Source organism: Neisseria sp. HMSC069H12 (assembly GCF_001812735.1).
GTDB lineage: Bacteria > Pseudomonadota > Gammaproteobacteria > Burkholderiales > Neisseriaceae > Neisseria > Neisseria subflava.
The window spans coordinates 1-23,826 of the sequence record NZ_KV810267.1 but is presented as its reverse complement, the minus strand read 5'-3'; the positions used below and the strand labels follow the sequence as shown (position 1 = coordinate 23,826).

Genomic DNA, 23,826 nt, shown 5'->3' with positions numbered 1-23,826 from the left:
TCAGACGGCATGGAGGCCGTCTGAACGGGACGGGTGTGCCGTCTGTTTAAAACAGGTTGTCGAGATTGTCTTTATTGCGCGGTTTGGCTTGTGGTTTTGCCCCAGGCTCGGCTTTCGGAGTCGGTTTGGACTCGGGGGCTTTGGCTTTTTCCGGTTTGTTTTCTACCGCTTGTGCGGCAGGTTTGTTGCTTGCGGCTTTGTTTTCTACCGGCTGGCTGTCTGCTTTAGGTTTGTTTTGAGCGGCAGGGCTGCTGTTGTCGGATGGTGTGTTTTCTGATTTGTCGGCTTCAGTGCGTTTGTTTTCTGTGCGTTTGCCTCGGTGTGCAGCGGCGCGGTCGTTTTTTACACCTTCTTCCGCTTTTTCACCTTTTTCATTTTGTGGGACGACAGGATTGCCGGAGGCAGTTTTTGCGTCGCCGTCCTTGGCAGGCTGAACGGTTTCAGGTTCGACTGTGCCGTTGGGGCGCCAAACTTCAATGCGTGTGTCGGTTTGTTCGGCAGGGCTTTTTTCGGGTACGTCGGTTTTACCGGAGTGTAGGGTGCTGAATACGCCGGCAACAAGGGCGGCGACGGCGATAAAGCTGACAAGGAATAAAGCGCGGATTAGGTGTTTGGGCTTAAGTTGGAAAGGGGGTTTATTATTCTTGGACATGATGGGTCGGGTAATTGTTGGAGGAATGGCCGTCTGAATATTCAGACGGCCCCGGGTTGCCTGTGAATCAGTTGGCAACGTAGTTTTGATAGAGGGTCACGACTTTTTGTACGCCGACGGTCGTGCTGACTTTTTGGGTCACGCGGGCTTGTTCGTCAGGCGTGAGGATGCCCATCACATAGGTCACGTTGCCGTAAGTCACGATTTTGACGCGTGCTTGGGTAGCCGGGCTGATGCCCAGCAGGGAGGCGCGGACTTTGGATGTACCCCAAGTATCGTTGGTCACATCGCCGAGCGAACGCGCTTGTGAGGCAACGGTGATGTAGTTGTACACGCCTTCTGCGGCTTGTTCGGAACGGGCGATGCGTTCAACAAATTGTTTTTCGCCTTCGGTAGCCACTTGGCCGAGCAGGAGCAGGTGGCGGTTGTAGCCGACAACGTTCAGTTTGGGCGTGTAGCCTTGGACTCGGTTGTTTTGGCGCAGGTAGGAGCGTGCGGTGGTTTCGATGCGCAGTGCCATAACGTTGTCGTCTGTTTGCGCGCCGGTGGTGCGGCGGTCGACGGCGGATTTGGTGCCGACGGCTGCACCGCCGATCAGTGCGCCGACGCAGCCGCTCAGACTCAGGCTCAAGAGGGTTGCTGTCAGAACAGGGAGGGCGTAGCGTTTGATATTCTTCATATCCTTTTCCTTGGGTATGGACGGGTGGGCGTTCAGACGGCCTTTAAGGGATGGGCCGTCTGAAAAGAAAGGGTTACATGCCTTCAAGCAGGACGGAGTCGATGCAGTCGCACATGGCGTGAATCAGCAAAATATGGTTTTCCTGAATGCGGGCAGTGCGCGGATAAGGGACGTTGAGCAAAACATCGGTATCTTTGAGCATGGCAGCGATTTTTCCGCCGTCGCGGCCGGTCATGGCGATGACGTGCATGTCGCGCTCGTGTGCCGCTTTGATGGCTTCGATGACGTTGGCTGAATTGCCGGAAGTGGAGATGCCGACCAATACGTCGCAGGCACGTCCGAGTGCGCGCACTTGTTTGCTGAATACATGGTCGAAACCGTAGTCGTTGCCGATGGCGGTCAGGGCGGAAGTGTCTGTCGTCAGCGCGACAGCGGCCAATTCCATGCGTTCTTTTTCAAAACGGCCGGTCATTTCTGCGGCGAAGTGTTGCGCGTCGGCAGCCGAACCGCCGTTGCCGCAGGCCAGGATTTTGCCGTCGTTCATCAGGCATTGCAGCATCAGCTCGGCAGCCTGTACGGTCGGCTCGACCAGTACTTTTTCGGCTTCCTGCTTGGCGCGGATGCTCTCGGCAAAATGCGCGGAAACGCGTTCTTGTAATGTTGTCATGAGGTTAACCTGTAATATTTTGAATCCATTCGGGTTGGCCGTCGCCCTCAATCAGTACCGCATCCAGGCGGCAGGGCGCATGGTTTAACCCGTGCTTTTGCAGATAATACTCTACACTTCGTTGCAATTTCAATAATTTGGACGGCGAGATGCTGTATGCGGCACCACCGAAACCTCGGTTTTTGCGGTATTTTACTTCAACAAACACAATCGTACCGCCGTTTTTGACGATTAAATCGATTTCGCCGTAGGCGCAATGCCAGTTCCGCGCCAGCAGAGAGCAGCCTTTGCCCAGCAGGAATGCCAGCGCCGCATCTTCGGCCGCCGCCCCCTGTTTGTGGTTTAAGCGCATGAAAAGTTTACCCGTTATATAATCATTGTTTTTAAAGAGACGCCGTTTCAGACGGCCTTGAATCTATGTACACAAAACACCTGCAAAAAGCCGTCGACAGCATCGAAAAACAGACATTATACGTTGTCGCCACACCCATCGGCAATTTAGCCGACATAACGCTGCGCGCGCTGGCCGTTCTGCAAAAGGCCGATATTATCTGCGCCGAGGACACCCGTGTTACCGCCCAGCTTTTGAGTGCGTACGGCATTCAGGGCAAACTCGTGAGCGTGCGCGAACACAACGAGCAGCAAATGGCCGATAAAATCATCGCCCATCTTTCAGACGGCCTGAGCGTCGCCCAAGTTTCGGATGCGGGCACGCCTGCGGTTTGCGATCCCGGTGCGAAACTTGCCGCCCGCGTGCGCGAAGCCGGATTTAAAGTGGTGCCTGTGGTCGGCGCAAGCGCGGTTATGGGGGCGTTGAGTGTGGCCGGTGTGACGGAATCCGATTTTTATTTCAACGGTTTCCTGCCGCCTAAGGCCGGCGAACGCCAAAAGCTGCTGGCCAAATGGGTGGAAGCCGATTTTCCGATTGTGATGTTTGAAACGCCGCACCGTATCGAAGCAAGCCTTGCGGATATGGCCGCGCAGTTCCCCGAACGCCGTTTGACTTTGGCGCGCGAAATCACCAAAACGTTTGAAACCTTCCTCAGCGGCAGGGTTGCCGAAATCCAAGCCGCCCTCAAAAACGACAGCAACCAAACGCGTGGCGAGATGGTGCTGGTGTTGCACCCTGCGGTGAAAGAGAAACACAGCGATTTGCCTGAAGCGGCGCAAAACACCATGAAAATCCTTGCGGCTGAGTTGCCGACCAAACAGGCTGCCGAGCTTGCCGCCAAGATTACCGGCGAGAATAAAAAGGCGCTGTATGATTTGGCTTTGGAATGGAAAAAGCAGGGATAATGGCTGATTGGCAAACCGTATATCAAAGGCCGTCTGAACAATAGATTTCAGACGGCCTTTTTATAATTGGATTTTAGAGGATTTAAAATTGATCCAATAGGTTTAATACGCTTCTAAGTTTGCGTTTCAGACGGCCTCAATGTTTGGCAAACCTGCTTCAACGCTGCCATGCGCTGCGCAAATATTCGATGCAGTCGGTCAGGGCGTAAAACGGGGCGTTGCCGTGATTGGCGTTGGGGTAGAGGGTAAAGCGGACATCCGCGCCGAGGTGGTGCAAAGTGCCGGCAAGGATTTTGGCTTGTGCGACCATGCCATGGCTGGTTTGGTCGGGACGGTTGTTTTTGCCCTCATGTTCGCCTGCGCTGAGGCGGATGCCGATTCCTTGCGGCAAAATGTCGGGTAGCCAATCGAGTACGCGGCGGTCTTGCCACCAGATGGACGGCGAAACCAGTAAATAGTGGCGGAATCGTTCGGGACGGGTGAACAGGGAATAGAGGCCGTACAGTGCGCCGAACGAATGGCCGAAGACGGCTTGGTTTTGGGTATTGATGCGGTATTTGCTGTCGAGCAGGGCGGAGAGTTCGTCATCGATAAAGCGGCTGAAGCGGTCGGCTTGGCCGTATTGTTTGCGTTCGGATTCGGGCGCGTTGTCGGGTAGCGGCGGCGTGTAGTCGAGGGCGCGTTGGCTTAAGTCGCGGATGTTGCCGCCGGTGTAGCCGATACCGACAATCAGGCAGGCGGCATGGCTTTTGGTGATGGGGTTGATGAGCAGGGATTGCGCCATATTGAGGATGGCGGGGAAAAAGGCATCACCGTCAAGGATATACAGCACGGGATAGCCGCCTGCCGGACGCTCGCCGAGTGTCGCGGCTTGAATGCGGTAGGTGCGGCCGGTGTGGGCGGAGGTAATGGAGGTTTCTTCGGCTTGCAGCAGGGTGGCGGTTTGCCAGTTGGGACGGATGGGCATGATGGGGTGCTTTAATCAATGGGTTGCGTGAGGAAAAGGAGAAAAGGCCGTCTGAACAATGGATTTCAGACGGCCTTATTGTACGGATTTCTGCCTTTTTAACAATACGCGCGATTAGCGTACGTCAACGTATGAGCTGCTGTGCAGTTCGCGCAGGAGGTTGGTGGTCGCCTGTTGTGCTTTTTGTTGGGACAGGTATTGGCGGATGGCGTTTTGTTGGCGCTCTTCAGGCGTACCTGCTTCGCGGACGTCGTTCAGCTTGATGATGTGCCAGCCGAATTGGGTGCGGACAGGGGCGCTGATTTGGCCGGGTTTGAGTTTGTGGACGGCTTCTTCAAATGGGGCAACCATCATGCCGTCGGCAAACCAGCCCAAATCGCCGCCATTACCGGCGCTGCTGTCTTGCGAGTATTGGCGTGCCAAACCGCCGAAATCTGCGCCGCTGCGGGCTTGTGAGTAGATTTTGCGGATGGTGCTTTCTGCGCCGACGGCGGCATTGTCGTTGTCGGCTTTAATGAGGATGTGTTGGGCATGGTATTGGCGTACAGGGTCTGCTTCAGGCAAGGTTACGCCTTGTTGTTTGGCCTGCTCGATGTAACGTGCCACTTCGGAGTCGCTGACGCGGCTGTTTTGCATGATGGCCTGTTGGCGCACTTTTTCAACAATAATGCTGTCGGCGATGTCTTGACGGACGGCGGCAGACGGGTTTTTGATGTTGGGGTTATGTGCGATAACGGCTTCGATCTCGCTATCGGTCGCTTGGATGTTGCGGCGTTTGCCTGCTTGGAGGATCAGGGATTGATTGATCATTTGTGCCAAAACTTGTTGGCGCAGCTCGTTGTCGTCCATTTGTGTGCCTTTAGGCATGGTTTGACGCGCTTGCGCTACGGCTTGTGCTACTTGGCGGTGGGTAATGACTTCGTTGTCGACAACCGCGGCAATGCCGTCTGAAAGATGTACGCCGCCTTGTACGGCTGGCATGGTGGTGGCGCTGACGACTGGAGTTTTGTTGGCACGCGCTTTGGTCGCTTTTGCTTTAGGAGCAGCGTGTGCGCCTGCTGCGAGAGTGAGTGCGGCGACGAGAATCAGGGGTTTGAAGTTCATTGTTTGACTACCTCGTTGGTTTTGCTGTAACCGGGGATGGCTAAGCGGAGTTTTTCGAATGGGTTGTTGCCGATATTGCTCAAGTCTTTGAGTTGGAGGTTGAAGAATACGGCGTTTTTGTGGCTGTTTTCGCCGGTAACATAGCGTTGGCCGACCAAGCTTGCGCTCCAGCAGCCGCAGTTGCTTTTGTATTCTGCACCGATGAGCATTTCCAGCGGTTTTTTGGCTTCGATTTCGTAATTGTAACGGGCAACGGCGTACAGGTTTTTACTCAACGGCCATTGGGCGGCAAGGTCGACTTGGCTGAGCCTGTCGTAGAAATAGTTGCCGTTGGCTTGCAGATAGATGCGTTCGTTGCGTCCGTATTTGTAGCGCGCGCTTAAGACTTTGCCGGGTTCGGGGTTGTAGGTAATCCCTGCGGCGTAGCTTTCGGCACGGCTTAGGTTTTGGTTGTAGTGGATGTCCAAATCAATGCGTGTGCTCGGAGTAAGATTGCCGTGTGCAAAGGCTACCCAGTCGGATTGGCTGCGCGGATAATTGCTGACGTTGCCGTCAGGCAGGACGTTGTCTTTTTTGAAATAAAACTTCTGGCCGATACCTGCACGGAAGAGTTCCGCACCGGTATTGGGGTTGAGGATACGGCTTTGTGTGGCCAGCGTCAGGCTGTTGGCCGAATTGATGCGGTCGTTGCCTGAATACAGGTTTTCGCGGAACAGCTGCGAATAGGTAAAGCTGTTTTCGGAGCTGTCGAAATTAGGCAGGTCGTTTTGGGACTTGGTCGGAATGTAGTTGTAAAACAGGCGTGGTTCAAGCGTTTGCAGGTATTCTCCTCCGAAGAGCCGGGCCCTGCGCTCGAAAGTCAGGCCGCTGTCGACGTTGATAATCGGCAGGACGCGGCTGACATTGCGGCCGCTTTGACCATTGAAGCTGTTGAGGCTGTAATAAGTGGCGTGTACGCCGACTTTAGGTCGGATGTAGCCCCATTGGTTGTGGAAATCCCATTTGACGCTCGGATAGAGTACCACGCGGCTGCCGTCTTGCTTGGTGTCGTGGTCAAAGTAGGTGAATTGGCCTAATACGTTGAGTTGCGCCTTGCCGATATGGCTTTGCCAACGGCCGGTCAGACGGGGCATGATGGCATAAGGCTCGTCTTTATAACCGTCTTGGTTGGCCAGCGTTTGATATTTTTGTACGTGCAACGAGCCGTCGAAGCTACCGCCCAACAGTTTGTCGCTGTAATTGAGCCATGCCTGGCGGTCGAGGTTGACGTTGCGCGCAATGTCTTCGCGGCCGTAGAAGTCGCGGTAGTAATCATCGTCGGAAACTTGGTTGTAGTTGATGCCGCCGCTGATTTTGCTGTTCAGCTGCTGCTGGTGTTTCCATTTAAACTGGTAGCGGTTGTTGTGGACGCTTTTTTGGTCGTTGGGCATCCAGTCGCCATCGACTTCGCCGCTGTAATTCGGTTGCAGATAACGGACTTGGCCGCCCAGTTGCACGCCGCGTTTGCTGATAATGCCCGGGCGGATGGTGGCATCCAAATTCGGCGCAAGGTTGAAGTAGTAGGGCAGGCTCAGCTCAAGGCCGTCTGAACCTGTGGCAATGGTCGGAACGAGCAGGCCGCTTTTGCGGTTGCCATTGATGGGGAAGTCCGCCCAAGGCGTGTAGAGGACGGATACGCCGCCGAATACGAGCGAAGCGTGTTTGGCCACGCCGATACCAGTCGATTCATCGGCCTCAATGCTTTGCGCTTGGATATACCAGCTGGCATCGCCGGGCGAACAGGTGTTGAATTTGGTATTGATGAGTTTGTAGAGGCCTTTGCCTTTGAGTTCGGCTTTTTCGCTGACACTTTGAAGGCGGCGTCCGCCTTGTTCGGTATTGAGGCGCACGGCGGTGCCGGAACCGGTTTGGTCTTTGAGGTTGTAAACCAATTGGTCGCCGGATACGGTCGAACCGTTTTGATACAGGGTAAAGCGGTCGCCGGCGGTAACGGTATCGGTGGCTTGGTCGTATTGCGCCCAATCGGAATTGAGAACATCGGCATTGCGCTCAACGATGACGTCGCCTTCAGCACGGACGCCGACTTGGGTCTGACCTTCTATTTTATCGGCGTTGACGCGGGTGTAATCGGCAGGCAGGGCAGGCTCGCCGCTGCGTTTGATTTCGGCGGTTTCGACCGGCTTGGCATCTTCATGGTCGCAAAACAGGCACGTGCTGCCCAAAGAAAGCGGATCGGCTTCGCTTTGGCTGGTTTGTGCCGGTTTGGATGTGGCGGTGTGGGCAGGGGTATAGTCTTCCGCCTGCGGAACAGAAGCATCTTCCGCGCGCACGGCTGTTGCGCCAAAGCCCATAATTAAGGCGAGTACCAAGGGTTTGAGTGAAAATAAACGAGCCAAAATCGCCCCTTAAATCGGTTTGCCAGTTAGAATAGCGGTTATTGTAACCTGAAATTCTGCGATACCGCTATGCAACGACAAACCGAATTACAAAACTGGCTGGAGTCTGTTTACCCGAACCAGCCGTTCGAATTGAGCTTTGCGGCAGCCGATGCCGACTTCCGCCGCTATTTCCGCGCGACGTTTTCAGACGGCCAGACCGTTATCTGTATGGATGCGCCTCCTGAGAAGATGAGTGTTGCGCCGTATTTGAAAGTGCAAAAACTGTTTAACATGGTCAATGTGCCGCAAGTGCTTCATGTGGATGAAGCGTTGGGCTTTATGGTGTTGAACGATTTGGGCAATACCACATTCCTGGCCGCCATGAATCAGGAAAACAGTGAAACCGCCCACAAAGCCCTGCTGCTTGAAGCCATCGACGAATTGATCGAACTGCAAAAAGCCAGCCAACCCGGCAAACTGCCGGAATACGACCGCGAAGTCATGCTGCGCGAGATTAACTTGTTCCCCGAATGGTTTGTGGCCAAAGAATTGGGCCGCGAGCTGACCTTCAAGCAACGCCAGTTGTGGCAGCAAACCGTCGATACGCTGTTGCCGCCCTTGTTGGCGCAGCCTAAAGTGTATGTCCACCGCGACTTTATCGTCCGCAATCTGATGCTGGCAAAAGGTCGTCCGGGCGTGTTGGACTTCCAAGACGCGCTTTACGGCCCGATTTCCTATGATTTGGTGTCGCTACTGCGCGATGCGTTTATCGAATGGGAAGAAGAATTTGTGTTGGATTTGGTCATCCGTTACTGGGAAAAAGCACGCGCCGCCCAACTGCCTGTGCCTGCCGAGTTTGACGAGTTCTACCGCTGGTTTGAATGGATGGGCGTACAACGCCATTTGAAAGTGGCCGGCATTTTTGCCCGCCTGTACTACCGCGACGGCAAAGACAAATACCGCCCTGAAATCCCGCGCTTCCTGAACTACTTGCGCCGCGTATCCCGCCGTTACAACGATTTGGCGCCGCTGTATGCGTTGCTGGTCGAATTGGTCGGCGATGACGAATTGGAAACAGGCTATACCTTTTAAGCTTGGTTTTTTAAGATTTGATTCCATTTTTCAGACGGCCTGATCAACAAAAGGCCGTCTGAAACCTTTACAGAACACACAAACATGACTTACATGATTTACCCCAAAACCTACGACGTGATTGTCGTCGGTGGCGGCCATGCCGGTACCGAAGCCGCGCTTGCCGCCGCACGCATGGGTGCGCAAACCCTGCTGCTCTCACACAACATCGAAACCCTCGGCCAAATGTCGTGCAACCCCTCCATCGGCGGTATCGGCAAAGGCCACCTCGTGCGCGAACTCGACGCATTGGGCGGCGCAATGGCGTTGGCTACCGACAAATCCGGTATTCAGTTCCGCCGCTTGAACGCCAGCAAAGGCGCGGCAGTGCGTGCCACGCGTGCGCAGGCCGACCGTATCCTATATAAAGCCGCCATCCGCGAAATGTTGGAAAACCAAGAAAACCTCGACCTTTTCCAACAAGCCGTCGAAGACATAACGCTCGACGGCGACCGCATCAGCGGCGTAATCACCGCGATGGGCGTGGAGTTTAAAGCACGCGCCGTCGTGTTGACCGCAGGCACGTTTTTGTCCGGCAAAATCCATATCGGTTTGGAAAACTATGAAGGCGGCCGCGCCGGCGACCCAGCCGCCAAATCCTTGGGCGGCCGTTTGCGCGAATTGAACCTGCCGCAAGGCCGTCTGAAAACCGGCACGCCGCCGCGTATTGACGGACGCACGATTGACTTCTCCCAACTGACCGAACAGCCCGGCGACACACCCGTTCCCGTAATGTCCGTACGCGGCAACGCCGATATGCACCCGCGCCAAGTATCCTGCTGGATTACGCATACCAACACGCAAACCCACGACATCATCCGCTCAGGCTTCGACCGCAGCCCGATGTTTACCGGCAAAATCGAAGGCGTAGGTCCGCGCTACTGCCCGTCTATCGAAGACAAAATCAACCGCTTCGCCGACAAAGACAGCCACCAGATTTTCCTCGAACCCGAAGGCCTGACCACGCACGAATACTACCCCAACGGCATCTCCACCAGCCTACCGTTTGACATCCAAATCGCCCTCGTGCGCAGCATGAAAGGTTTGGAAAACGCCCATATCCTGCGCCCCGGCTACGCCATCGAATACGACTATTTCGATCCGCGCAACCTCAAAGCCAGCCTCGAAACCAAAACCATCCAAGGCCTCTTCTTTGCCGGACAAATCAACGGCACGACCGGCTATGAAGAAGCCGCCGCGCAAGGTCTGCTCGCAGGCGCAAATGCCGTGCAATACATCCGCGAACAAGACCCGCTCCTGCTGCGCCGCGAACAAGCCTATCTCGGCGTATTGGTGGACGACCTCATCACCAAAGGCGTGAACGAACCCTACCGCATGTTCACCAGCCGCGCCGAATACCGTCTGCAACTCAGGGAAGACAACGCCGACATGCGCCTGACCGAAGACGGCTACAAAATCGGCTTGGTGGGTGAAGAGCAATGGCGCATGTTCAACGAAAAACGCGAAGCCATCGAACGCGAAATCCAACGTTTGAAAGCAACATGGTACACGCCGCAAAAACTCGCCGAAGACGAACAAATCCGCGTGTTCGGGCAAAAACTCAGCCGCGAAGCCAGCCTGCACGACCTCCTGCGCCGCCCGAACCTCGACTACGCCGCGCTGATGACCCTACCCGACGCACAACCTGAAACCGAACTTGCCGACAGCGTGGTCGAACAAGTCGAAATCCAAGTCAAATACCAAGGCTATATCGACCGCCAAAACGAAGAAATTGACAGCCGCCGCGACATCGAAACCCTAAAGCTGCCCGAGGATATCGATTACAGCAAAGTCAAAGGTTTGTCCGCCGAAGTGCAGCAAAAGCTCAACCAGCACAAACCCGAAACCGTCGGCCAAGCCAGCCGTATTTCCGGCGTAACGCCTGCCGCCGTCGCATTGCTGATGGTGCATTTAAAACGTGGATTTAAAGATGCCAAGTAAGGTTTAATCCGAATAAAGGCCGTCTGAAACTTTCAGACGGCCTTTATTTATCAGGGGATTGACGGTGTTGTACCTTATTTCATTAATTTTTTAAAGAGTTCGGATTGTCAGCAATATGGGCGTGTTTTGATGAAAAAATGAAGAAGAAAACGTTTTTTCAGGATGCGTCATAAGCTACCGCTTTTTCGAGCAGTTTTGCCCTTGCCTGCGGCCATTCCTCACGCAGCAGGCTGTATTCGACCGTATCGCGCACGCTACCGTCTTTCCGCAGCTTGTGGCAGCGCAAGATGCCGTCTTGGTGTGCGCCCAAGCGTTCGATGGCGCGTTGGGAGACGGTGTTGAGGTTGTCGGTCTGCCAGCAGGCGCAGCGGCAGTTTAAAGTGTTGAAGACGTAGTCGAGCAACATGATTTTGCAGGCGGTATTGATGTGCGTGCGCTGTGCCGACAGGGCATACCATGTGAAACCGATGTAGAGGCGTGGGATGGCGGGGTCGATGTGGTAAAGCGAAGTCGAGCCGACAATTTTTCCCGTGTCTTCGTCGATGACGGCAAAGGCGAGGCGGGTTTGTATGGCGGTGCGGATATAGTCAGCTACTTGGTGGGGTTCGGGCGCGGTGGTTACGTTCAGCTTCCAAACTTCGCCGTCGCAAACTGCTTCGCGCAAACCGGCTTCGTGTGCCGTTGTTAAAGGTTCGAGACGGACGCGGTCGAAGGATAAAACGGGAGTGGATGAGAAATCAGTCATGGGGGTTTCCTTTGTATTTGATGGTTTGAGTTTTCAGACGACCTTTTATAGTGTCTTAACGGACGGCATCTCTGAGGTCGTCTGAAAGCTATTGATTAATGATGTTTGAACATCAGCACGCCCGACTCCGATACAAACCCGTCCAGCGGCAGGTCGTGGGGTTCGGTCGGCAGTGTGTCGGTCAGTTGGCAGCCAAAGCCTACGCCCAGGGTTTGGGTTTGCAGGCGGTATTTCATGGCGGAGAGGGTAGCGTCGTAATAGCCGCCGGCTTGTCCGAGGCGGTAGCCGCGTTTGTCGATGCCGACGATGGGGACGAGTAGCAGGCTGAGTTGGTGGACGCGGATTTTTTTGCCGGTAAATTGGGGGACGCTTAATTTGGCGCGGCCGCGTTTGCGTTCTTGTTTGGTGCCGTCGGCAGGGTAGGGGGTGAACCACATCCGTCGCGTGTTCGGTTCGATATAGGGCAGGTAGAGTTTTGCGCCGCGTTTTTGTGCGGCACGGATAAAGCCGTCCAAACGCAATTCCTTGCCTATCGGCCAATACACGCCGATTTTCCGTCCTTTTTTGATGTAGGGTTTGAGCAGGCGGTTGATGGTTTTGGTGGCGGCGTTTCGCTCGTCGGCGCTCATTTGGGCGCGTGCGCGGCGGAACTGTTTGCGTAGTGCCGATTTGTCGGGATTCCTCATTTTCAGACGGCCTTTCAGGATTGCGGTAGAATGTTGCGATTATAACGATTTTGTTAACATTCAAACAGGACGCACACAATGTGGCACATTGTCGCCATCGGCTATCTTTTTGTTGCCGTGATGTTTTCCGCCGCGCAGCCGAGTATTGCGCGCGCATTGATTTATTTGGTTTTTTGGGCAGTGTTGCCCACTGTGTTCACGGTCTTCGTCGTGACCATCCGCCGCCGCAACCGCCTGATGAAACGGCAGGAGCAGGCGGAGTTTGAGGCGGCCCAACAAAAGGCGGTACAGACGGATGAAAAACAGGACGGAAAGGTATAAAATCCCTTTTCAGACGGCCTCTTATCCGCTATAATCCGTCAGTTTTCCATTTCGGAAACACTCTTTTATTTTTAAAACTTATGCCCACTTTCGCCGAAGGGTGCTTGACAATAGGCCTGGCCTATCAAGTTCTATGCGATTGAATGTGTGCTCTTTAACCCTTTCAAGGAAATAACATGTCTCAAATTACTATGCGTCAGATGATTGAAGCCGGTGTTCACTTCGGTCACCAAACCCGTTTCTGGAACCCGAAAATGGCTCAATACATTTTCGGTGCGCGCAACAAAATCCATATCGTAAACTTGGAAAAAACCCTGCCGATGTTCCAAGAGGCGCAAGAAGCCGTACGTCGTCTGGTTGCCAACAAAGGTACAGTATTGTTTGTAGGTACCAAACGCCAAGCCCGCGACATCATCCGCGAAGAAGCTACCCGTGCCGGTATGCCTTTCGTTGATTACCGCTGGTTGGGTGGTATGCTGACTAACTACAAAACCGTTAAGCAATCCATCAAACGCCTGGAAGAAAAAACTGCTGCCCTGGAAAACGCTGCCGAAGGCGGTTTCAACAAAAAAGAAATTTTGGAAATGCAACGCGACGTTGAAAAACTGGAACGTTCTTTGGGTGGTATCAAAAACATGAAAGGCCTGCCTGACGCGATTTTCGTTATCGATACCGGCTACCAAAAAGGTACTCTGGTTGAAGCTGAAAAACTGGGCATCCCTGTTATCGCCGTAGTCGATACCAACAACAGCCCTGACGGCGTGAAATACGTTATCCCTGGTAACGATGACTCCGCTAAAGCTATCCGCCTGTACTGCCGCGGCATCGCTGACGCAGTTTTGGAAGGCAAAAACCAAGCGCTGCAAGAAACTGTAGCCGCTGCCCAAGAAGCTGCTGCCGAGTAATCCGGTACACAGAAGAGGGGCGTTATGCCCCTTTTCTCAAATCCCGTTCTGAAATCCGTTTCAGACGGCCACTATTTCCAAACACGGCAATCGCCGTGTTCCCAAAAATCTAGGAGATTCAAAATGGCAGAAATTACTGCAAAAATGGTTGCCGACCTGCGCGCCGCTACCGGCCTGGGCATGATGGAATGCAAAAAAGCCTTGGTTGAAGCTGAAGGCAACTTCGACAAAGCCGAAGAAATCCTGCGTATTAAATCTGGTGCGAAAGCCGGTAAACTGGCTGGCCGTACTGCTGCCGAAGGCGTATTGGCTTACGCGATCAACGGCAATGTCGGCGCATTGGTTGAAGTAAACTGCGAAACCGACTTCGTTGCTAAAGACGCCGGCTTCGTAGAATTTGCCAACTTCGTTGCTAAAACTGCTGCCGAGAAAAAACCGGCTTCTGTTGAAGAACTGAGCGAATTGGTTGAAGCAGAACGCAAAGCCATCATCGCTAAATTGGGCGAGAACATGTCTGTTCGCCGCTTCCAAGTGATCGACACTGCCAACCAACTGGTTGCCTACATCCACGGTGCTTTGGCTACCGAAGGCGTATTGGTTGAGTTCAAAGGCTCTGAAGACGTAGCGCGTAAAATCGGTATGCACATCGTTGCCGCTAAACCACAATGCGTAAGCGAAGCCGAAGTAGATGCTGAAACTGTTGAAAAAGAACGCCACATCTACACCGAGCAAGCTATCGCTTCCGGCAAACCTGCCGACATCGCCGCTAAAATGGTTGAAGGCCGTATCCGCAAATTCTTGGCTGAAATCACTCTGAACGGCCAAGCATTCGTGATGAACCCTGACCAAACTGTTGCCCAATTTGCTAAAGAAAACGGCACTGAAGTGGTTAGCTTCGTACGCTACAAAGTAGGCGACGGTATCGAGAAAGCCGTTGTTGACTACGCAGCCGAAGTTGCTGCCGCTGCTAAAGTGTAAGGCACTTATGAAAAAGAAAGCACCTAGATTCCAAACGAATCAGGGTGCTTTTTTTTGAGAAAACCGTTTACGGTACCTATTTTAAGACGGCCGAATATTCAGGCTGTCTGAAAACCAAAACAATAATAGAACAACACGCCATATCATTGTAATCCGACCGTTTGAAAATTCAGACGGCCCAAACTTCGACCGACGACATTCAAGAAAGCAAGGTATCCCATGACACAGCAAATCAAATACAAACGCGTATTACTGAAACTCTCCGGTGAATCCCTGATGGGTTCCGATCCGTTCGGCATCAATCACGATACCATCGTTCAAACTGTCGGCGAAATTGCCGAAGTCGTTAAAATGGGCGTGCAAGTCGGTATCGTTGTCGGCGGAGGTAACATTTTCCGCGGCGTATCTGCACAAGCAGGCAGCATGGACCGCGCCACTGCCGACTACATGGGCATGATGGCAACTGTAATGAACGCGTTGGCACTTAAAGACGCATTTGAAACTTTGGGCATCAAAGCGCGCGTACAATCCGCACTTTCCATGCAGCAAATCGCTGAAACTTACGCCCGTCCTAAAGCCATTCAATATTTGGAAGAAGGCAAAGTCGTGATTTTCGCCGCCGGTACCGGTAATCCGTTCTTCACGACCGACACTGCCGCCGCATTGCGCGGTGCGGAAATGAACTGCGACGTGATGCTCAAAGCGACCAACGTTGACGGCGTGTACACCGCAGACCCGAAAAAAGACCCATCTGCAACACGCTACGAAACCATTACTTTTGACGAAGCCTTGTTGAAAAACCTTAAAGTGATGGATGCCACCGCTTTCGCCCTCTGCCGCGAACGTAAACTCAATATCGTGGTATTCGGCATTGCTAAAGAAGGCTCGCTCAAGCGCGTAGTAACCGGCGAAAACGAAGGTACACTGGTTCACTGCTAATCATTGAAAGGCCGTCTGAAACAGCCGAAAGGGATACATTCGGCTTTCAGACGGCCTTTTATTTTCAGTCGGTTGCGTGGGCAGTTTCCCATGGTTGGAACAGGTTAAAGGCTTGCTTGACCATAATTTCCAACCGACAATTCGATAACAAAAGGATACTCCATGAATATCACCGTCTTGGCTGTCGGGACGAAAATGCCGCGTTGGGTGGATGAAGCCGTCGGCGAGTATGCCAAACGCTTCGGGCGCGATGTCAATTATGCGCTGAAAGAAATCAAGCCAGAGAAACGCGGCGCGAGTGTGAATGCGGCTCAGGGTATGGCGGCTGAAGAAAAACGCCTGTTGGAAGCCATACCGCAGGGCGCGTTTTTGGTGGTATTGGATGAGCGCGGCAAAGCGCCGACTTCGGTCGAATTGGCACAACATTTGAAAGGCTGGCAGCAAAACGGCGAACACGTCTGCTTTATTATCGGCGGCGCAGACGGCATGACTGACCGTTTGAAACAGCAGGCAAACATGATGATGCGCCTTTCCAGCCTGACCTTGCCGCACGGCATGGTGCGCGTTTTATTGACCGAGCAGCTTTATCGCGCCGTTTCGATTTTGCACAACCATCCGTATCATCGGGAATAATCCGTTTTGATTGCCGAGATAAGACGGCAATGACGCCTTGTCGGTTAAAAGCAGGGTTGAACCTGTTTTCAGACGGCCTGATTTTTCCGCATGAATCCTTTATAATCGTTTCTTTGATAAATCAACATCTTTCGGGAGAACCCAAATGTCCGATTTCCGTCAAGACTTCCTCAAATTCGCTTTGGCACAAAACGTATTGAAATTCGGCGAATTTACGACTAAGGCCGGCCGTCAGTCGCCTTATTTTTTCAATGCCGGTTTGTTTAATGACGGCGCATCGACTTTGCAACTGGCGAAGTTTTACGCCGAGGCCATTATTGCCAGCGGCGTGAAGTTCGATATGCTGTTCGGCCCAGCCTATAAAGGTATTATTTTGGCGGCGGCAACAGCGATGATGTTGGCGGAAAAAGGCGTAAACGTACCGTTTGCCTACAATCGCAAAGAAGCCAAAGACCACGGCGAAGGCGGTGTGTTGGTGGGCGTGCCTTTGAAAGGCCGCGTGCTGATTATCGATGATGTGATTTCCGCCGGTACATCCGTGCGCGAGTCGGTCAAACTGATTGAGGCCGAAGGCGCAACGCCTGCCGCAGTGGCTATTGCGCTCGACCGTATGGAAAAAGGCACGGGCGAATTGTCGGCGGTGCAGGAAGTCGAAAAACAATACGGCCTGCCGGTGGTTTCGATTGCCAACTTGAACGACTTGTTCACGCTCTTGCAAAACAATGCCGAATTTGGCGGCTTTTTCGAGCCAGTCAAAGCTTATCGCGAACGTTACGGCGCGGTTTAAACCATAACATCATGCTCAGGTCGTCTGAAACAGTTTTCAGACGGTCTGAAACATTGGCTAAAATATATTTTTGATTCAATACACTTACGGAAAATACTCATGCCTGCTTGTTCTTGTCCTCATTGTAAAACACCGCATTGGGTGAAAGATGCCCAGTTGAACGTGGCGCAGGGTTTCGTGGTCTGCACGCGTTGTTCGGGGATGTTTAAGGCCAAGGATTATCTGTCGGGCAACCTGCCGGCCGATCCGGCCCATCTGCCTGTGGCGGTAACGGATGTGCGCCTCGTGCATAACATCGGTGCGCAAATTCTCAAGCATTCCAAATTCTCGCGCAAAGAAATTTCCGATTTGCTCAACAGCGCGCTCAAGGAAGAGTCTAAGGTGGAAGAGCCGGCGGCGGTCAAAACGCGCAAGGACGGTTTCAACTGGACTTTGGCATCGCTGATTGCGCTGACGGTTTTGATTATGCAACTCTTTTATCTTGCCTTGCTATGAGTGCCATCGCCCATTTTGTCGCCAGCTTTCGTGAGGCCGCGCCCTATATCCAATATTTGCGCGGCAAAACCATGGTGGTCGGCGTGACCGACAGCCTGTTGGAAGGCGAAACCTTGATTCGTTTGGCCGCAGATTTAAATCTGTTGGCCAGCTTGGGTTTGCGTTTGGTCTTGGTACACGGTTCGCGGCATTTGCTCGACAAATTGGCTTCGGGTCGGAATTTTGTTCCGAAATACAGCGGTAGCCGACGGATTACCGATGAAGCGACTTTGATGGAAGTGAAGCAGGTGGCGGGGATTATCCGCAGCGATGTGGAAGCCGCCTTGTTCAGCAGCGTATCCGCACCGCAACGGAGCAAGCCGCCGGTTATCGCGTGTGGCAACTTTATTACCGCCCGTCCGTTGGGCGTTATCGACGGCGTGGACATGGGCTATACCGGTACCGTCCGCAAAATCGACGCGGAAGAAATCCGTTTGCGTTTGGATGGCGGCGCGGTGGTGCTGATCAGTCCTTTGGGACATTCGTACAGCGGCAAAACCTTCAACCTGAGTATGTGCGAAACCGCTCAGGAAGTGGCCATGGCTTTGCAGGCGGAGAAACTGGTTTTCTTGACCGAAGAAGCCGGTATCCGCCGCGCCGACGGCTCGTTGGCCAATACTTTGTCTGTCGGCGAAGTGCAGGAGCTGATACACGACAATCCCGATGCGCCGGCCGATTTGTTGCATGCGGCGGTAGGCGCGTTGGAAAACGGCGTATCGCGGGTGCAGATTCTCAACGGCCGTGAAGACGGCAGCCTGTTGCGCGAGCTGTTTACCCGCGAGGGCAGCGGTACATCTATTGCGCGCGAGCCGTTTGTTTCCATCCGTCAGGCACGCAGCGACGACATTCCGCACATCATCGCCTTAATCCGTCCGCTGGCGGAACAAGGCATCTTGTTACACCGCAGCCGCGAGTATTTGGAAAACCATATTTCTAGTTTTTCCGTATTGGAACACGATCAAAACATTTACGGCTGCGTGGCGTTGAAAACCTTTTCCGAACCGGACTGCGGCGAATTGGCCTGTCTGGTGGTATCGCCCGAAGCGCGCGATGGCGGCTACGGCGAATTGCTGTTGGAACATCTGTTTCAAAAAGCACGCGCCTTAAATATCAAAACGCTTTTCGCCTTATCCACGCACACGGGCGAATGGTTTGTCGAACGGGGCTTTCAGACGGCCTCAGCCGATGACCTGCCTGCCGAACGCCGGCAGGTATACAATGCCAACGGCCGCAATTCCAAAGTATTTGTTTATGACTTGCAGGCCGTCTGAAAACCTCAATCCTATTATCCGTTTTTAAAAATCACTCAAATCTTATGTTGAAAATTATCTCTGCCAACGTCAACGGCATCCGCTCCGCCTATAAAAAAGGTTTTTATGAATACATCGCCACTTCCGGTGCCGACATCGTCTGCGTGCAGGAACTGAAAGCTCAAGAGGCTGATCTGTCAGACGATATGAAAAATCCGCACGGTATGCACGGCTACTGGCATTGCGCCGAAAAGCGCGGTTACAGCGGCGTGGCGGTGTACAGCAAACGCAAACCCGACAATGTGCAAATCGGCATGGGCATTGAAGAATTTGACAGGGAAGGCCGTTTTGTCCGTTGCGATTTCGGCAAGTTGTCGGTGATTTCGCTGTATCTGCCCAGCGGCAGCAGCGCGGAAGAGCGCCAACAAGTGAAATACCGCTTTTTGGACGCGTTCTATCCCATGCTCGAAGCCATGAAAAACGAAGGACGTGACATTGTCGTCTGCGGCGACTGGAATATTGCCCACCAAAACATCGACTTGAAAAACTGGAAGGGTAATCAGAAGAATTCGGGCTTCTTGCCTGAAGAACGCGAATGGATAGGCAAAGTCATCCACAAGCTCGGTTGGACGGATATGTGGCGCACACTTTATCCCGATGTGCCGGGCTATACCTGGTGGAGCAACCGCGGACAAGCGTATGCGAAAGATGTCGGGTGGCGTATCGATTATCAGATGGTTACGCCGGAGTTGGCCGCCAAAGCCGTTTCCGCACATGTTTATAAAGACGAAAAATTCTCGGATCACGCCCCTTTAGTTGTGGAGTATGACTATGTTGCCGAATAAGGTTTTTGGTAAATATGATTGGAATATAAACGGCAAAACCGGCGTAGGCGCGGCATGGGTCGTAGCGGCATTTGTATTGCCTATGCTGGTGTGGGCGGTGTTTATGCTGGCGCGGATGTCCGGCTGGGTTGCGCCGACCAAGGCCAATCCGACTTGGGCGTTGGTATGGCTGCTGTTTTCCCTGCCTTGCCTGCTAATTGCGGCCAAATGCTTTGCTTGGAAGGGCTGGCGGCTGATTGCCAACATCGTACTTTGTCTGGCGACTTGTGCCATCCTCAGCGTGCCAGCCGCATTGCTGATTGCATTTACACTTAACGACTTGCTCAAATAGGCCGTCTGAAATGCAGAGCTTCGAACTCGAAGAAATGGCACTGTTTCTGATACGCGATGCGGATGAAGCGGAAATGTGGATAGACCGCTGGGCGATCAGCTATCCGATTGTTCAAACTGCCGAAGCTGATAGTCGGCAAACCATTTCCGAATGGCAACACGCCATTCAGGCAGCCTTCGACCATGTTGTGAGCAGAAATATTGCCGTCGTGGCTCATGGTGCCGGCGTATCCGCATTTTTAGCATGGCTGTACCAAGCCGACATCATGACGCAAAAACGCCTGACTAATATTATTTTGGTCTCGCCGCATCCAGAAGCTTTTCCCGAAGACGAAATCCATACGTTCCAACGTGTCCGCTGCCCTTGCCGTACAGCGCTGGTTATCGCCGAAACAGACGGCACGCCACGCGATTGGGCGCAAGAACAGGCCGATCGCTGGCATGCTCGTCTGCTTCAATCGCCGCATTCCGGCCAGTTAAACGGCGCACTCGGCGGCTGGCAATGGGGCATGAAGCTGATGCAGGAAATGCTGTTGCATTAATCATGAATTACGTTGAAAAACTGAGGCCGTTTGAAAGTTCAGACGGCCTTTAATAACTGAAGAAGCAAAATTAAACACACTTTTTCATTCCGAATCATATATATTCTCAGTAAAATGCCATAAAATCCGCACATTAATCTGACACACAAGAGATACCTATGAAACTGAAAACCTTAGCTTTGACTTCATTGACCCTGTTGGCATTGGCCGCTTGCGGCAAACAGGCTGAAACCAGCGTTCCGGCAGACAGCGCCCAAAGCAGCGCATCCGCTCCGGCAGCCCCTGCCGCATTGACCGAAGGTGTCAATTACACCGTATTGTCCAATCCGATTCCGCAACAGCAGGCCGGCAAAATCGAAGTATTGGAATTCTTCGGCTACTTCTGCCCGCATTGCGCCCATCTTGAGCCGGTCTTGAGCGAGCACATCAAAACGTTTAAAGACGATACCTATATGCGCCGGGAGCATGTCGTGTGGGGTGATGAAATGAAACCTTTGGCACGTTTGGCGGCCGCAGTGGAAATGGCCGGTGAATCAGATAAAGCCAACAGCCATATTTTCGATGCGATGGTTAACCAAAAAATCAACTTGGCCGATACCGATACCCTGAAAAAATGGTTGTCCGAGCAAACTGCATTTGACGGCAAAAAAGTATTGGCTGCATTTGAAGCACCCGAAAGCCAAGCACGTGCGGCTCAAATGGAAGAATTGACCAATAAATTCCAAATCAGCGGCACACCGACCGTTATCGTCGGCGGCAAATACCAAGTCGAATTTAAAGACTGGCAGTCCGGCATGACCACGATTGACCAGTTGGTGGACAAAGTACGCGAAGAGCAGAAAAAGTCGCAATAAGTTGAAGGTTGAATAAGCAAAGGCCGTCTGAAAATAGGATTTCAGGTGGCCTTTTATATTAGACGTTATAGAAAGAAATGGTTGTTTAAAGCCTCATGGTTTTAATCAGAATACAAAACAAAAACGCCGTCTGAAATTTCAGACGGCGTTTTCTGTCAAATTAGCTTACAAACCTGGGAACATGCCTTTCATTCCCTTCATGCCTTTGGCCAAACGCATCAGTTTGCCCAAACCGTTGCCGCTGAACATCTTCATCATTTGTTGCATTTGTTCAAACTGTTTGAGCAATTTATTCACTTCCTGCACGGTTGTGCCCGCACCCATTGCAATACGGCGTTTGCGGCTGGCTTTGAGCAGGGCAGGGTTGGCGCGTTCTTTTGGAGTCATTGAGTTGATGATGGCTTCCACTTTGCCCATCGCTTTTTCAGCCGTGCCTTCGGGGATTTGTTTCGATATTTGGCCCAGTTCGCCCGGCATTTTCGACATCAGGTTTTCCAAGCCGCCCATATTGCGCATCTGCTGGATTTGTTCTTTAAAGTCGTTGAGGTCGAAGCCTTTGCCTTTTTGCAGCTTTTTCGCCATTTTGGCGGCGGCTTCTTCATCAATACCTTTTTGAACGTCTTCAATCAGGGTCAATACGTCGCCCATGCCGAGGATACGGCTGGCAAGACGGTCGGGGTGGAAAGGTTCAAGGCCGTTGATTTTTTCGCCGACGCCGATAAATTTAATCGGTTTGCCGGTTACATGACGCACGGACAATGCCGCACCGCCGCGCGAGTCGCCGTCCATCTTGGTCAATACGACACCGGTCAGCGGCAGGGCTTCATTAAATGCCTGAGCGGTATTCACTGCATCCTGACCCAACATGGCATCAATAACGAACAAAGTTTCAACCGGGTTGACCGCTGCATGAAGCGCTTTGATTTCATTCATCATCTCTTCATCGATTGCCAGGCGGCCGGCGGTATCGACCATCAAGACATCGTAAAAATGTTTTTTGGCGTAATCGACGGCGGCAGTTGCAATCTCAACCGGTTTTTGGTTGGTATCAGATGGGAAAAAGTCCACGCCTACCTGTTCGGCCAACAGGCGCAGCTGTTCAATCGCGGCAGGGCGGTAAACGTCGGTAGATACCACCAAGACTTTTTTCTTCTGATCGTTTTTCAGCAGGCGGGCGAGTTTGCCGACGGTTGTTGTCTTACCGGCACCCTGCAAACCGGCCATCAAAACGATGGCAGGCGGTGAAACCGATAAATCCAGCGTTTTGTTTTCCTTGCCCATCAATTCGACTAAGGCTTGGTTGACCACACCAATAAAGGCTTGGTCAGGCGTCAGGCTGCCGACGACTTCTTGGCCAAGGGCCTGTTCTTTGACTGTATTGACGAATTCTTTAACGACGGGCAATGCAACGTCGGCTTCCAGCAGGGCAAGACGAACCTCGCGCAAGGCTTCTTTGATATTGTCTTCGGTCAGCGTTGATTGGCCGCGAATATTTTTAAGTACCTTGCTGAAGCGGTTGGTCAGGTTGTCTAACATACTTATCCTTGATAATGAGAATAGCTGCCCAATACAGGGCATTCTTTGTTAAAATAAAATTCGGATTATTTTACACGATAGTCCGAAGTTATGCTTCAAGAACACAAATACGCACAGCAAGGCCGTCTGAAACCCTGCCGGCTGCCCATCTAGTGTTCACACGTCTATTGAGAAAGATATTTATGCCGATTGTCTTAATCTGCCTTATGCTGGTGTATGCCGGATTGGGCGCATTTTCCTGGGTGCAACATAAAAAGCACAATAATAAGTCTTACCCGCTGAAAACCGAGTTGCTGATTTTGAGCGGCGCATTATTGGTACATGGTGCAGCATTGATGTTCCCGGTATTGCAGGATAGGGTATTGATTACCGGTTTTGGTTATTCGCTCAGTCTGATAGTTTGGCTGATGTTGATGATGTACTGCCTGGGCAGCTTCTTTTACTGTCTGCGCGGGGTGCAACTCTTATTGTATCCCTGTGCCGCATTGACCTTATTGTTGTGTTTCCTTTTCCCGGGTGATTTTTCAGGCCGTCAAATCGTAGACTTATTGCCGCTGTCGCACATCGCATCATCATTGCTCGCATACGGATTATTTGGCATCGTTACCTTATTTGCCATCCTAATCCTTTTGCTCGACCGCAATCTGCACAAACGCCGTTTTTCTGCATTGGTCAGCTTCTTACCGCCATTATTGAGTTTGGAAAAACTGATGTTCCAAGGTATGTGGGCAGGATTCGTTTTATTGACCTATTCCGTTATCAGCGGTACGTTTTTTGCAGAAACCATTTTCGGCAAGCCGATGACCTTCACGCATAAAACCATCTTCAGTATTATGTCGTGGCTGATTTATGGTGCATTATTGCTGAAACACAGCATGACCGCATGGCGCGGCAAAAAAGCTGCCGTTTGGACTATTGTCGGATTTGTTAGTCTGATTTTTGCCTATGTGGGCAGTAAATTTGTCCTAGAAATTGTCCTTCAACGTATTGGATAAATAGAAACCATAAAAAAAGGCCGTCTGAAAGAGCATTTCAGACGGCCTTTGTTTTGTATTTTTTTTGTATGTATGGATAGTGTAGGAAGGTTGATAGTATTTTTTATAAAATAAAAACCCTTTTAAAACAT

General features: G+C 52.3%; 26 protein-coding genes. 16 read left to right on the top strand and 10 right to left on the bottom strand.

The genetic code is table 11. The annotated features are described in order from the left end of the window. Positions 1–46: 46 nt before the first annotated feature. The 4 genes from HMPREF2872_RS05115 to HMPREF2872_RS05100 form a co-directional block, all read right to left on the bottom strand. Positions 47–652, bottom strand: coding sequence for a hypothetical protein (locus HMPREF2872_RS05115; protein ID WP_070631725.1), 606 nt, complete (start codon positions 650–652; stop codon positions 47–49). A gap of 67 nt (positions 653–719) precedes the next feature. After that, positions 720–1,331: a BON domain-containing protein gene (locus tag HMPREF2872_RS05110; protein ID WP_070631722.1), complete on the bottom strand. Its 612-nt coding sequence runs from the start codon at positions 1,329–1,331 to the stop codon at positions 720–722. Between the two features lie 73 nt (positions 1,332–1,404). Beyond that, entirely contained in the window at positions 1,405–1,998 is a 594-nt protein-coding gene (locus HMPREF2872_RS05105) for a phosphoheptose isomerase (RefSeq protein WP_070631719.1), read from the bottom strand. A 4-nt stretch (positions 1,999–2,002) separates the two neighbouring features. Continuing rightward, positions 2,003–2,350, bottom strand: coding sequence for a YraN family protein (locus tag HMPREF2872_RS05100; protein ID WP_003680646.1), 348 nt, complete (start codon positions 2,348–2,350; stop codon positions 2,003–2,005). 65 nt (positions 2,351–2,415) lie between these two features. On the opposite strand from HMPREF2872_RS05100, the gene rsmI reads away from it, so the two are divergent. Then, complete coding sequence (rsmI, locus tag HMPREF2872_RS05095) at positions 2,416–3,294, top strand: 16S rRNA (cytidine(1402)-2'-O)-methyltransferase (RefSeq protein WP_070631717.1); 879 nt, start codon at positions 2,416–2,418, stop codon at positions 3,292–3,294. Between the two features lie 157 nt (positions 3,295–3,451). Here the strand turns inward: rsmI and HMPREF2872_RS05090 are convergent, their stop codons facing one another. The 3 genes from HMPREF2872_RS05090 to HMPREF2872_RS05080 all read right to left on the bottom strand — a co-directional run bounded on the left by HMPREF2872_RS05090 (position 3,452) and on the right by HMPREF2872_RS05080 (position 7,761). Then, the gene (locus HMPREF2872_RS05090) at positions 3,452–4,261 is read right to left on the bottom strand and encodes an alpha/beta hydrolase (RefSeq protein WP_070631715.1); all 810 of its coding nucleotides are present in this window, start codon (positions 4,259–4,261) and stop codon (positions 3,452–3,454) included. A 114-nt stretch (positions 4,262–4,375) separates the two neighbouring features. After that, the gene (locus tag HMPREF2872_RS05085; protein ID WP_070631712.1) at positions 4,376–5,365 is read right to left on the bottom strand and encodes a peptidylprolyl isomerase; all 990 of its coding nucleotides are present in this window, start codon (positions 5,363–5,365) and stop codon (positions 4,376–4,378) included. Continuing rightward, the gene (locus tag HMPREF2872_RS05080; protein WP_349267083.1) at positions 5,362–7,761 is read right to left on the bottom strand and encodes an LPS-assembly protein LptD; all 2,400 of its coding nucleotides are present in this window, start codon (positions 7,759–7,761) and stop codon (positions 5,362–5,364) included. The genes HMPREF2872_RS05085 and HMPREF2872_RS05080 overlap by 4 nt, the downstream gene beginning before the upstream one ends. A gap of 69 nt (positions 7,762–7,830) precedes the next feature. On the opposite strand from HMPREF2872_RS05080, the gene amgK reads away from it, so the two are divergent. After that, positions 7,831–8,835: an N-acetylmuramate/N-acetylglucosamine kinase AmgK gene (gene amgK / locus HMPREF2872_RS05075; RefSeq protein WP_049329275.1), complete on the top strand. Its 1,005-nt coding sequence runs from the start codon at positions 7,831–7,833 to the stop codon at positions 8,833–8,835. 84 nt (positions 8,836–8,919) lie between these two features. Further along, positions 8,920–10,815, top strand: a complete 1,896-nt coding sequence (gene mnmG / locus HMPREF2872_RS05070; protein ID WP_070631705.1) for a tRNA uridine-5-carboxymethylaminomethyl(34) synthesis enzyme MnmG — start codon at positions 8,920–8,922, stop codon at positions 10,813–10,815. A gap of 157 nt (positions 10,816–10,972) precedes the next feature. Here mnmG and HMPREF2872_RS05065 read toward each other — a convergent pair whose 3' ends face one another. Together HMPREF2872_RS05065 and HMPREF2872_RS05060 are read right to left on the bottom strand one after the other, a co-directional pair. Then, positions 10,973–11,560, bottom strand: coding sequence for a GNAT family N-acetyltransferase (locus HMPREF2872_RS05065; protein ID WP_070631700.1), 588 nt, complete (start codon positions 11,558–11,560; stop codon positions 10,973–10,975). 95 nt (positions 11,561–11,655) lie between these two features. Beyond that, on the bottom strand, positions 11,656–12,246 hold the full coding sequence (locus HMPREF2872_RS05060) for a 5-formyltetrahydrofolate cyclo-ligase (protein ID WP_070631697.1): 591 nt from the start codon (positions 12,244–12,246) through the stop codon (positions 11,656–11,658). A gap of 78 nt (positions 12,247–12,324) precedes the next feature. On the opposite strand from HMPREF2872_RS05060, the gene HMPREF2872_RS05055 reads away from it, so the two are divergent. From HMPREF2872_RS05055 to HMPREF2872_RS05000, 12 genes are all read left to right on the top strand, one after another. Continuing rightward, positions 12,325–12,567, top strand: coding sequence for a hypothetical protein (locus HMPREF2872_RS05055; protein ID WP_070631694.1), 243 nt, complete (start codon positions 12,325–12,327; stop codon positions 12,565–12,567). Between the two features lie 176 nt (positions 12,568–12,743). Beyond that, on the top strand, positions 12,744–13,472 hold the full coding sequence (rpsB, locus tag HMPREF2872_RS05050; RefSeq protein WP_002230071.1) for a 30S ribosomal protein S2: 729 nt from the start codon (positions 12,744–12,746) through the stop codon (positions 13,470–13,472). A gap of 123 nt (positions 13,473–13,595) precedes the next feature. Continuing rightward, complete coding sequence (tsf, locus tag HMPREF2872_RS05045) at positions 13,596–14,450, top strand: translation elongation factor Ts (protein ID WP_012779539.1); 855 nt, start codon at positions 13,596–13,598, stop codon at positions 14,448–14,450. Between the two features lie 219 nt (positions 14,451–14,669). Then, positions 14,670–15,389, top strand: coding sequence for a UMP kinase (gene pyrH, locus HMPREF2872_RS05040; RefSeq protein ID WP_002243681.1), 720 nt, complete (start codon positions 14,670–14,672; stop codon positions 15,387–15,389). Positions 15,390–15,551: 162 nt separating this feature from the next. Beyond that, positions 15,552–16,022 carry a 23S rRNA (pseudouridine(1915)-N(3))-methyltransferase RlmH gene (gene rlmH / locus HMPREF2872_RS05035; RefSeq protein WP_070631690.1) on the top strand — a complete coding sequence of 157 codons (471 nt, stop codon included), beginning with the start codon at positions 15,552–15,554 and terminating at the stop codon, positions 16,020–16,022. A gap of 145 nt (positions 16,023–16,167) precedes the next feature. Then, entirely contained in the window at positions 16,168–16,809 is a 642-nt protein-coding gene (gene pyrE, locus HMPREF2872_RS05030) for an orotate phosphoribosyltransferase (RefSeq protein WP_070631688.1), read from the top strand. A gap of 99 nt (positions 16,810–16,908) precedes the next feature. After that, on the top strand, positions 16,909–17,304 hold the full coding sequence (locus HMPREF2872_RS05025; protein ID WP_070631685.1) for an MJ0042-type zinc finger domain-containing protein: 396 nt from the start codon (positions 16,909–16,911) through the stop codon (positions 17,302–17,304). After that, the gene (gene argA / locus HMPREF2872_RS05020) at positions 17,301–18,614 is read left to right on the top strand and encodes an amino-acid N-acetyltransferase (protein WP_070631682.1); all 1,314 of its coding nucleotides are present in this window, start codon (positions 17,301–17,303) and stop codon (positions 18,612–18,614) included. Before HMPREF2872_RS05025 ends, argA begins: the two co-directional genes overlap by 4 nt. A 44-nt stretch (positions 18,615–18,658) precedes the next feature. Next, positions 18,659–19,438 carry an exodeoxyribonuclease III gene (locus tag HMPREF2872_RS05015; protein ID WP_070631679.1) on the top strand — a complete coding sequence of 260 codons (780 nt, stop codon included), beginning with the start codon at positions 18,659–18,661 and terminating at the stop codon, positions 19,436–19,438. Further along, the gene (locus HMPREF2872_RS05010; RefSeq protein ID WP_049330844.1) at positions 19,425–19,769 is read left to right on the top strand and encodes a hypothetical protein; all 345 of its coding nucleotides are present in this window, start codon (positions 19,425–19,427) and stop codon (positions 19,767–19,769) included. The genes HMPREF2872_RS05015 and HMPREF2872_RS05010 overlap by 14 nt, the downstream gene beginning before the upstream one ends. Before the next feature lie 10 nt (positions 19,770–19,779). Next, positions 19,780–20,310, top strand: coding sequence for an alpha/beta hydrolase (locus tag HMPREF2872_RS05005; protein ID WP_070631676.1), 531 nt, complete (start codon positions 19,780–19,782; stop codon positions 20,308–20,310). Between the two features lie 158 nt (positions 20,311–20,468). Further along, positions 20,469–21,164 carry a thiol:disulfide interchange protein DsbA/DsbL gene (locus HMPREF2872_RS05000; protein WP_070631673.1) on the top strand — a complete coding sequence of 232 codons (696 nt, stop codon included), beginning with the start codon at positions 20,469–20,471 and terminating at the stop codon, positions 21,162–21,164. A 165-nt stretch (positions 21,165–21,329) separates the two neighbouring features. On the opposite strand, the gene ffh is transcribed toward HMPREF2872_RS05000, so the two are convergent. Beyond that, positions 21,330–22,700: a signal recognition particle protein gene (gene ffh, locus HMPREF2872_RS04995; RefSeq protein ID WP_070631671.1), complete on the bottom strand. Its 1,371-nt coding sequence runs from the start codon at positions 22,698–22,700 to the stop codon at positions 21,330–21,332. A gap of 182 nt (positions 22,701–22,882) precedes the next feature. On the opposite strand from ffh, the gene ccsA reads away from it, so the two are divergent. Then, positions 22,883–23,695, top strand: a complete 813-nt coding sequence (ccsA, locus tag HMPREF2872_RS04990) for a cytochrome C assembly family protein (RefSeq protein WP_070631668.1) — start codon at positions 22,883–22,885, stop codon at positions 23,693–23,695. Positions 23,696–23,826: the final 131 nt, after the last annotated feature.

Excerpts from the sequence above, each read along its gene's own strand:
- HMPREF2872_RS05115 (WP_070631725.1), bottom strand. The coding sequence starts at position 652 with ATGTCCAAGAATAATAAACCCCCTTTCCAACTTAAGCCCAAACACCTA.
- HMPREF2872_RS05110 (WP_070631722.1), bottom strand. The coding sequence starts at position 1,331 with ATGAAGAATATCAAACGCTACGCCCTCCCTGTTCTGACAGCAACCCTC.
- HMPREF2872_RS05105 (WP_070631719.1), bottom strand. The coding sequence starts at position 1,998 with ATGACAACATTACAAGAACGCGTTTCCGCGCATTTTGCCGAGAGCATC.
- HMPREF2872_RS05100 (WP_003680646.1), bottom strand. The coding sequence starts at position 2,350 with ATGCGCTTAAACCACAAACAGGGGGCGGCGGCCGAAGATGCGGCGCTG.
- rsmI (WP_070631717.1), top strand. The coding sequence starts at position 2,416 with ATGTACACAAAACACCTGCAAAAAGCCGTCGACAGCATCGAAAAACAG.
- HMPREF2872_RS05090 (WP_070631715.1), bottom strand. The coding sequence starts at position 4,261 with ATGCCCATCCGTCCCAACTGGCAAACCGCCACCCTGCTGCAAGCCGAA.
- HMPREF2872_RS05085 (WP_070631712.1), bottom strand. The coding sequence starts at position 5,365 with ATGAACTTCAAACCCCTGATTCTCGTCGCCGCACTCACTCTCGCAGCA.
- amgK (WP_049329275.1), top strand. The coding sequence starts at position 7,831 with ATGCAACGACAAACCGAATTACAAAACTGGCTGGAGTCTGTTTACCCG.
- mnmG (WP_070631705.1), top strand. The coding sequence starts at position 8,920 with ATGACTTACATGATTTACCCCAAAACCTACGACGTGATTGTCGTCGGT.
- HMPREF2872_RS05065 (WP_070631700.1), bottom strand. The coding sequence starts at position 11,560 with ATGACTGATTTCTCATCCACTCCCGTTTTATCCTTCGACCGCGTCCGT.
- HMPREF2872_RS05060 (WP_070631697.1), bottom strand. The coding sequence starts at position 12,246 with ATGAGGAATCCCGACAAATCGGCACTACGCAAACAGTTCCGCCGCGCA.
- HMPREF2872_RS05055 (WP_070631694.1), top strand. The coding sequence starts at position 12,325 with ATGTGGCACATTGTCGCCATCGGCTATCTTTTTGTTGCCGTGATGTTT.
- rpsB (WP_002230071.1), top strand. The coding sequence starts at position 12,744 with ATGTCTCAAATTACTATGCGTCAGATGATTGAAGCCGGTGTTCACTTC.
- tsf (WP_012779539.1), top strand. The coding sequence starts at position 13,596 with ATGGCAGAAATTACTGCAAAAATGGTTGCCGACCTGCGCGCCGCTACC.
- pyrH (WP_002243681.1), top strand. The coding sequence starts at position 14,670 with ATGACACAGCAAATCAAATACAAACGCGTATTACTGAAACTCTCCGGT.
- rlmH (WP_070631690.1), top strand. The coding sequence starts at position 15,552 with ATGAATATCACCGTCTTGGCTGTCGGGACGAAAATGCCGCGTTGGGTG.
- pyrE (WP_070631688.1), top strand. The coding sequence starts at position 16,168 with ATGTCCGATTTCCGTCAAGACTTCCTCAAATTCGCTTTGGCACAAAAC.
- HMPREF2872_RS05025 (WP_070631685.1), top strand. The coding sequence starts at position 16,909 with ATGCCTGCTTGTTCTTGTCCTCATTGTAAAACACCGCATTGGGTGAAA.
- argA (WP_070631682.1), top strand. The coding sequence starts at position 17,301 with ATGAGTGCCATCGCCCATTTTGTCGCCAGCTTTCGTGAGGCCGCGCCC.
- HMPREF2872_RS05015 (WP_070631679.1), top strand. The coding sequence starts at position 18,659 with ATGTTGAAAATTATCTCTGCCAACGTCAACGGCATCCGCTCCGCCTAT.
- HMPREF2872_RS05010 (WP_049330844.1), top strand. The coding sequence starts at position 19,425 with ATGTTGCCGAATAAGGTTTTTGGTAAATATGATTGGAATATAAACGGC.
- HMPREF2872_RS05005 (WP_070631676.1), top strand. The coding sequence starts at position 19,780 with ATGCAGAGCTTCGAACTCGAAGAAATGGCACTGTTTCTGATACGCGAT.
- HMPREF2872_RS05000 (WP_070631673.1), top strand. The coding sequence starts at position 20,469 with ATGAAACTGAAAACCTTAGCTTTGACTTCATTGACCCTGTTGGCATTG.
- ffh (WP_070631671.1), bottom strand. The coding sequence starts at position 22,700 with ATGTTAGACAACCTGACCAACCGCTTCAGCAAGGTACTTAAAAATATT.
- ccsA (WP_070631668.1), top strand. The coding sequence starts at position 22,883 with ATGCCGATTGTCTTAATCTGCCTTATGCTGGTGTATGCCGGATTGGGC.